The organism is Bradyrhizobium huanghuaihaiense, assembly GCF_025200885.1.
Lineage (GTDB): Bacteria > Pseudomonadota > Alphaproteobacteria > Rhizobiales > Xanthobacteraceae > Bradyrhizobium > Bradyrhizobium huanghuaihaiense.
Genome location: NZ_CP104172.1, coordinates 1,687,368 through 1,695,000 on the forward strand (window position 1 = coordinate 1,687,368; position 7,633 = coordinate 1,695,000).

Annotated in this window: 2 protein-coding genes, 2 tRNA genes and 2 rRNA genes (1 of these 6 running past the window's edge); 4 read left to right on the plus strand and 2 right to left on the minus strand. The window is 60.6% G+C overall.

What is annotated here, in order from left to right; all coding sequences use genetic code 11:
- Positions 1 to 72: 72 nt before the first annotated feature.
- Positions 73 to 1,692 (minus strand): NHL repeat-containing protein, encoded by a 1,620-nt coding sequence (locus N2603_RS08000; protein ID WP_260388319.1) that lies wholly within the window; start codon positions 1,690 to 1,692, stop codon positions 73 to 75.
- A gap of 154 nt (positions 1,693 to 1,846) precedes the next feature.
- Positions 1,847 to 3,910, minus strand: coding sequence for a M23 family metallopeptidase (locus N2603_RS08005; protein WP_260388320.1), 2,064 nt, complete (start codon positions 3,908 to 3,910; stop codon positions 1,847 to 1,849).
- 1,112 nt (positions 3,911 to 5,022) lie between these two features.
- Here N2603_RS08005 and N2603_RS08010 point away from each other — a divergent pair.
- The 4 genes from N2603_RS08010 to N2603_RS08025 all read left to right on the plus strand — a co-directional run.
- Positions 5,023 to 6,511, plus strand: a 16S ribosomal RNA gene (locus tag N2603_RS08010).
- A gap of 190 nt (positions 6,512 to 6,701) precedes the next feature.
- A tRNA-Ile gene (locus N2603_RS08015) sits at positions 6,702 to 6,778 on the plus strand.
- Positions 6,779 to 6,811: 33 nt separating this feature from the next.
- Positions 6,812 to 6,887, plus strand: a tRNA-Ala gene (locus tag N2603_RS08020).
- 407 nt (positions 6,888 to 7,294) lie between these two features.
- Positions 7,295 to 7,633 (plus strand): 23S ribosomal RNA (locus N2603_RS08025) (it continues 2,507 nt past the right edge of the window).
- The 16S and 23S rRNA genes sit together here with 2 tRNA genes alongside, the layout of an rRNA operon.

Below are 7,633 nucleotides of genomic sequence, written 5' to 3' on the forward strand. Positions count from 1 at the left end.
GCCCAGCGTGGGCCAGAGGAACAACCCGCGGGCGGGCTCGCCAAGTCCGCCTGACTGGAACGCGCCGAAAACTTATTTCTTCACTACCTTGTAGATCGCATTCTCCACGTCCGAGGAGACGTAGATGACGCCAGTCGCACCGATCGCGACACCCGTCGGAATATGCGTCGGCAGCCCTCCAGGTGCCCCGGTCAGGCCGATTGGAAGGTTAGCCGCGATCTCGGTAGCCTTGCCGCTCTCCGGCTCGATCGCGATCAACCGCTTCGCGCCGACCTCGGCCACGATCAGCCTGCCGTCGCTCGCGCGCGCGATGCCTTCGGGCATTTTCAGCTCCCTGACGAGCACGGTCTTTTCGCCGTTGCTGTCGACCCTGGCGACGGTGCCGGCAAAGGCCTCGGTGACATAGACCTCGCCGCTCGGCCCACCGACGAGCCCCACCGGGCCCTCGAGGTCGCCGATCAGTGTGGTGCGATCCTTGCCGTGCTCGCCGCTGACGCGGACCAGCGATTTGGTGCCAAGCTCGGCCACCAGGATGTTGCCGTCCGCGAGCACGATGGCGTCATGCGGCGCCTTGAAGCCATGCAGCATGTCGCGCGTTGCGCCGGTCTTGCCGTCGATCACCTGCACCGTGCCGGTGAACCAGCTCGACAGGATCACGTCGTTGCCCTTCGCCGTCGCACTCATCGGATATTCGAGCGTGACGCCGGCGGCGTGCATGCGCGCCTTCTCGGTGACCTCGCCGGTCACCCCGTCCACCGTGCGATAGGCGAACACGTCGGCGACGTGAATCGTGTCCTTGCCGTTCTCCGAGGTGACACCGATGCCGCCGGGCAGGGCGAGCTTGCCGATGATGATCTGCTTGGCCTGGCCGGTCGCCGGATCGACCTCCTGGATGCCGTTGTCGGCCATGTTGGAGACGTAGATGCGGTCCTTGTCGTCGATGGCGAGGTTGTCCAGCGACGGCTTCAGCTGCGCGACCACGGTCTTGGCGCCCGACCTGGGATCGACCCGCACGAGCTGGCCGAGCGCGGTATCGACCACAAAGAGATTGCCCTTGGAATCGAAATTCACTGCCGCCGGGACCTTGAAGCCGTCGGCAACCACCGTCAGCTCGGCCTTGTCGACGTCGACCTTTGCGACCTGTCCCTTGAACCAGAGCGGACCGTAGAGCTTGTCGTCGGGGCCGAATTCGAAGCCGTTGAGGCCGCCCATCTTCTCCATGATCTGGCGGGGCGGTTTGACGCCTTCGACGTCGATCTCATAGAGCGTGTCGCCGAGAAAGACGGTGGTGGCGTAGAGCCTGCCGTCCTTGCGGAAGGCGAGGGAATTGATACCGGGAAGGCCCGAGGCGAGCTTCCTGATCGGGCCGTCGCCCTTGCGCGCGTAGAGATCGCCGGCCAGGAAGCCGGTCCAGGCCATGGTGCCGTCGGGCGCGAATGCAATGTCGTCGGCCATTCCGACCGGGGCGGGGATTGCAACCTTGGCGGTACCGCCGGCGATGTCGACCTCATAGAGCGCAGCGCCGGCGACGCTGCCGGCGAACAAATGGCCGGCGTTGTCGATCCCGAGCCCGTGCACGCCATGGAACGCCGAGCCCGGAACGAGCCTGCTAACCTCCCAGTTTTCAGCGGATGCGCGCGGGATGCAGAAAACCGCAGCAATCAGGGCCGCGCAGGCGAGCCTGTTCTTCATGGCGAGACCTCCCGTTTTTTTGGAAAGTATTCGCCCGTCACACGGCTTTGGCAAACGAAACTTGACGTTGTGACGCGATGAAGCGGCCGCTGTTTCGCAGCGTTCCGTTCAATCATGTTCGAAGATGTCCGGACAGTGTCGGGCGGTCGCCGACTTAGCGGTTTGTCACCTGCAACGGTCCGCCCGTTGCATCCGACATGCGCGCGATGGCGCCGCCTCGGCCGCTCATCATGCCATCGAGCCGGTCACGTTCCTTCTCGAAGCCTGCGAGCATCGGGCCTTCCAGCGAGCGCCCCCGCGGCAATTTCACACGCAGCGGATCGACGAAGCGGCCGTTCACCAGGATTTCGTAGTGCACGTGCGGGCCGGTCGACGCGCCGGTCGATCCGACGAAGCCGATGACCTGGCCCTGGCGGACCTTCCTGCCGGCTTCCATGCCCTTGGCGTAGGCCGACATGTGGCCGTAGGCCGTCTCGTAGCCGTTATTGTGCTTGATGCGGACATACTTGCCGTAGCCGCCCTCAGTGCCGATCTTTTCGATCACGCCGTTGCCGGAGGCGAAGATCGGCGTGCCGTAGGCGGTGGCCCAGTCGACGCCGGTGTGCATCTTCACATAGCCCAGGATCGGGTGGCGGCGGCCGCCGAAGCCCGAGCGCATGATGGCGTTGTTGACGGGCTTCCTGACCAGGAACTTCTTCGCGCTCTTGCCGGTCTCGTCGTAGTAGTCGACGACGCCGTCGTCGGGGCTCTGATAGCGATAATATTTCTTGGTCTCGCCGCCGACGGTGAGCGAAGCGAACAGCACGTCGTTCTTTTCGCTCGACGTCACGCCCTCGTCCTCGCCGGCGTAGAACACGTCGAAGGAATCGCCCGGCTGCACCTTGCGCTGGAAATCGACGTCGTAGGAATAGATCTTGATCATGTCCTCGATGACCGGCATCGGGACCTTGTTGCGCATCGCGGTCTCGTAGATGCTCTGGTAGAGCCGGACGCCGGTACCGTCATCGTCGTCATCGTCGTCGCTGTTGGCGTTGGCCGCAGCGTCGGCGACGGTGTTCATGCTGGAGACGTCGACCGCGACGTATTTGCCGAGATCGGACAGCGCCGCGATCGCTTCCACCATGGTGTCGTTTGCAACCACGACGCGATAGGGCTGGAGCCGGGCGCCGGGGCTTGCGGGCGCCATCAGGATGCGGAGCTTTTCGCCTTCCTTCAGGCCGCCGTCGCGGCCGCGCGGGCCGAGCGTCGCAGTGATCGCCTTGATCTCCTCAGGCGTCGCGCCGAGATCGCGCAGCACGGAGCCGACGCTGTCGCCCTTCTTGACCAGATGGACGCGTTCGCCATTGGGATTGCCGCCGGTGATCTGTTCCTTGGTCTTCGGCAGCAGCGTGACGTTTTCCGGCACCACGCGCGTCTCGAAGCCGGCATAGGGATCGGACGGCGACACCTCGGTGGCGTAGGCCATCTTCATGTCGGACGGACCGGTCGCGCCGGAGACGTCGGCGGCGGCATTGGCAAGCGAGGCGTAGCGCACCCCGCCATTGCCGCGCCAGTTGGCGGCATCGCGCACCCGCATCAGGATGTCGTCGAGCGCCACCACCGCGGAGATCTTGGCTTTCGGCAGCACCGGCGACAGGTCCTTGGTCACGAAGGAGACCTCGGCGTCGGGCTCGACGGCTTCGGGATTGTTCGGATCTTCCGACGCACTCTTCGGATCGGAGCCGACGTCGGTGAGAAGACGCTGGGCGTTGAACGGCGGAATCTTCGCCGACAGATCGCTCGTCGTCATCGACAGATTGCCGGCGATCCGGACGAAGGGGCGCACCCGCATCACGTCGCGGTTGCCGACGCGGGCGACCGTCGAGACGCGCATGATGTTGCGCGAGGCGGTGGATTCACTGGGTGGCGGCAGGCGATCGCTCTTGTGCAGCGTGGCGGCGCGGTCAGCTGCGCCGAATGCCCCACGCAGCGCGCCTTCGACCCGTTCCGGAACCTTGGCGAAGGTCATCTCGCCGTCGAGGGAAGCGAAAACGGCGCCGCCGATCAGGGCTGCGCCGCAAAGTCCGGTCAAAATTGTCCCGCTGAACCATTGTACCGAGACGCGACGGCGGTCGATGACGGCGGCTTCCGAACCATCGACGGACAGCGGCGGCTCGTGGCCGAGATCGATGATCCCGGTCTCACGCCCATAAGCGCCGCGTGACGTCCTGTGGTTCAACCCAAGTCCCCCAATCAACGACCCAAGAGGCCAATTCCAAGAGCCCAATTTCCAAGAGCCCGGTTTCAAACCCCTTCCTGACCGCCCTCTTCGAGGGGCATCGCAGGAATGGGCAAGCCGCACAGGCGTCCGCGGTCAGAAGGCCCCGATGACGGGCCGGCCGAATTTACGAACAGCTAAGCGGAAAAAGATCTCTCGATGTCTCTCGAATGTCCGAAGAAGGCCGCTTCATCGTCTGATCGCCCTCCTCTGACCCCACGCAAACCGCCGGCAGCCCCCACTGGCATCCCCGCGATTCAAGCTTGTCTGTATCAGAACGCCGCGGGATTGTGGCTCTAGTACGGCGCCTAATACGGAAAAAGTTTCATGAACGGCCGGGCCCGAGAGGCCCGTGTGGCTGGCGCGGGAGCTCGGCCCGGTCCAGGTCGAGCTCAGTCTGGCTTAGGATGGGACTCTGCCTGCTTGGGCGCTGGGTGGCGTTGGGAAGGGGCAGGGGGAGGCGTCTGGAGGGGCCCCAAAGCGGCCTCCGGAGCCCGCCGGCGCGCAAACTTTTTTTGAGATTTTCTGCGGGGTGGCTTCGATCCGCGCGTTGGCGCCTCCTCTAATCGACTGGAATCGCTAGAATTTTTCCGATGATCCACTGTGCGACGATTTGTTGACGATTGGCGTTGACAGCCCGGAAGGTGGGGCCTATAACCCCAATCACTGAGCGCGGCGCCGCCGGGTCACTGACCAAGGCGAGCGAACGCGCCACTGATGCTCCTCACCTCGTTGAGTGACACAACAGCCGACACCAGTCGGTTGGAGTTCATCCATCGTCGGTAAGGGTGTCGGAACCCTTCCTCTCAGGAAGGTTGGGGCCTCTCCGGTCCCGGGCTGTTTGACAAGTGAAGATGAAGAAAGAGAAACGTGGACGGCGGAGTCCTTGCGGGTCTCGCTTCTGAAAGGCTTCGGCTTTTCTGATCGAGACCGGACGAAAGACTTCGGCGGTACACGTTTCAAAGGAAACACCATCGTTGCCAGCGATGTGAATCGCAGGCAGCACATCGACTTCGGTCGATAATGGTGGGACCTCGTCAAACGTTGTGATCAGCCGGTTCAAAGTTCAAGTCCAACTTGAGAGTTTGATCCTGGCTCAGAGCGAACGCTGGCGGCAGGCTTAACACATGCAAGTCGAGCGGGCGTAGCAATACGTCAGCGGCAGACGGGTGAGTAACGCGTGGGAACGTACCTTTTGGTTCGGAACAACACAGGGAAACTTGTGCTAATACCGGATAAGCCCTTACGGGGAAAGATTTATCGCCGAAAGATCGGCCCGCGTCTGATTAGCTAGTTGGTAGGGTAATGGCCTACCAAGGCGACGATCAGTAGCTGGTCTGAGAGGATGATCAGCCACATTGGGACTGAGACACGGCCCAAACTCCTACGGGAGGCAGCAGTGGGGAATATTGGACAATGGGGGCAACCCTGATCCAGCCATGCCGCGTGAGTGATGAAGGCCCTAGGGTTGTAAAGCTCTTTTGTGCGGGAAGATAATGACGGTACCGCAAGAATAAGCCCCGGCTAACTTCGTGCCAGCAGCCGCGGTAATACGAAGGGGGCTAGCGTTGCTCGGAATCACTGGGCGTAAAGGGTGCGTAGGCGGGTCTTTAAGTCAGGGGTGAAATCCTGGAGCTCAACTCCAGAACTGCCTTTGATACTGAAGATCTTGAGTTCGGGAGAGGTGAGTGGAACTGCGAGTGTAGAGGTGAAATTCGTAGATATTCGCAAGAACACCAGTGGCGAAGGCGGCTCACTGGCCCGATACTGACGCTGAGGCACGAAAGCGTGGGGAGCAAACAGGATTAGATACCCTGGTAGTCCACGCCGTAAACGATGAATGCCAGCCGTTAGTGGGTTTACTCACTAGTGGCGCAGCTAACGCTTTAAGCATTCCGCCTGGGGAGTACGGTCGCAAGATTAAAACTCAAAGGAATTGACGGGGGCCCGCACAAGCGGTGGAGCATGTGGTTTAATTCGACGCAACGCGCAGAACCTTACCAGCCCTTGACATGTCCAGGACCGGTCGCAGAGACGTGACCTTCTCTTCGGAGCCTGGAACACAGGTGCTGCATGGCTGTCGTCAGCTCGTGTCGTGAGATGTTGGGTTAAGTCCCGCAACGAGCGCAACCCCCGTCCTTAGTTGCTACCATTTAGTTGAGCACTCTAAGGAGACTGCCGGTGATAAGCCGCGAGGAAGGTGGGGATGACGTCAAGTCCTCATGGCCCTTACGGGCTGGGCTACACACGTGCTACAATGGCGGTGACAATGGGATGCGAAGGGGCAACCCCTAGCAAATCTCAAAAAGCCGTCTCAGTTCGGATTGGGCTCTGCAACTCGAGCCCATGAAGTTGGAATCGCTAGTAATCGTGGATCAGCACGCCACGGTGAATACGTTCCCGGGCCTTGTACACACCGCCCGTCACACCATGGGAGTTGGTTTTACCTGAAGACGGTGCGCTAACCCGCAAGGGAGGCAGCCGGCCACGGTAGGGTCAGCGACTGGGGTGAAGTCGTAACAAGGTAGCCGTAGGGGAACCTGCGGCTGGATCACCTCCTTTCTAAGGATGATCCTTCAGCGAGCTTCGGCTCACTATCGGATCGTTTTAGAAACATCAGTGGCCAACAGATCGCCAGATCGTTGAGCTGCATTGGCGGGATTTCGCCGTCTTCGTTTCTCTTTCTTCGCGGACGAACACGCGCTGGGCCTGCAATGGCAGGATCCGGGGTCCTTAACGGGATATGCGTTAGGGGCTTGTAGCTCAGTTGGTTAGAGCGCGCGCTTGATAAGCGTGAGGTCGGAAGTTCAAGTCTTCCCAGGCCCACCACTTACATCGAGTGAGCATTCGTCTTCTGGTTACGGGGCCATAGCTCAGCTGGGAGAGCGCGTGCTTTGCAAGCATGAGGTCGTCGGTTCGATCCCGTCTGGCTCCACCAGATGGTTTGATCACCGAGGTCATGCACCGTCGTCCGCGAAACATCACTTCGCATTCACTAGTCTGGATAGACAGTGAACTGCGTGTTTTCTGACATCGTAAAGAGGAGATCGATCCGAGTTGGGTCGTGCAGCAAGCAATTGCTACGCGAACCTTCATTATCTCCGGATCATTTCGGCGCTCGTGCGTCTTTCAAAGGTAGCTCACAAGGCTGCGCTTGAGAGACAAGCGAGTTGTAAATGATCCTTTTAGCGAAGCTTGACCGCCTCGCTATCGGAACGATCTTACGAAGCAAGCTGGTCTTTCTAGTCAATGTCCGGCTGTACGTAGCATTCATCGAGGGTGCGCGCCGCAAGGCAATCGTACGGACAACATTCTGCCGAGTGTGTGGACATTGATAATGAGAGCAATCAAGTGCCTTAAGGGTGTTCGGTGGATGCCTTGGCGCTGAGAGGCGATGAAGGACGTGCTACGCTGCGATAAGCCGTGGGGAGCTGCGAAGAAGCTTTGATCCGCGGATTTCCGAATGGGGAAACCCACCTTCGATAGCCGGAACTCCAAGACCTTGTGTCTTGGTGTTCGACCAGAAATGATCGGGACCATGACCGCGAGGTTTTGGATTTCCGGTTATCAAGAGAAGGTATGAGACTTCTGAATACATAGGAGGTTTCAAGCAAACCCAGGGAACTGAAACATCTAAGTACCTGGAGGAAAGGACATCAACAGAGACTCCGTTAGTAGTGGCGA

Coding starts and splice junctions, on each gene's coding strand:
- N2603_RS08000 (WP_260388319.1), bottom strand. CDS start 1,692: ATGAAGAACAGGCTCGCCTGCGCGGCCCTGATTGCTGCGGTTTTCTGC.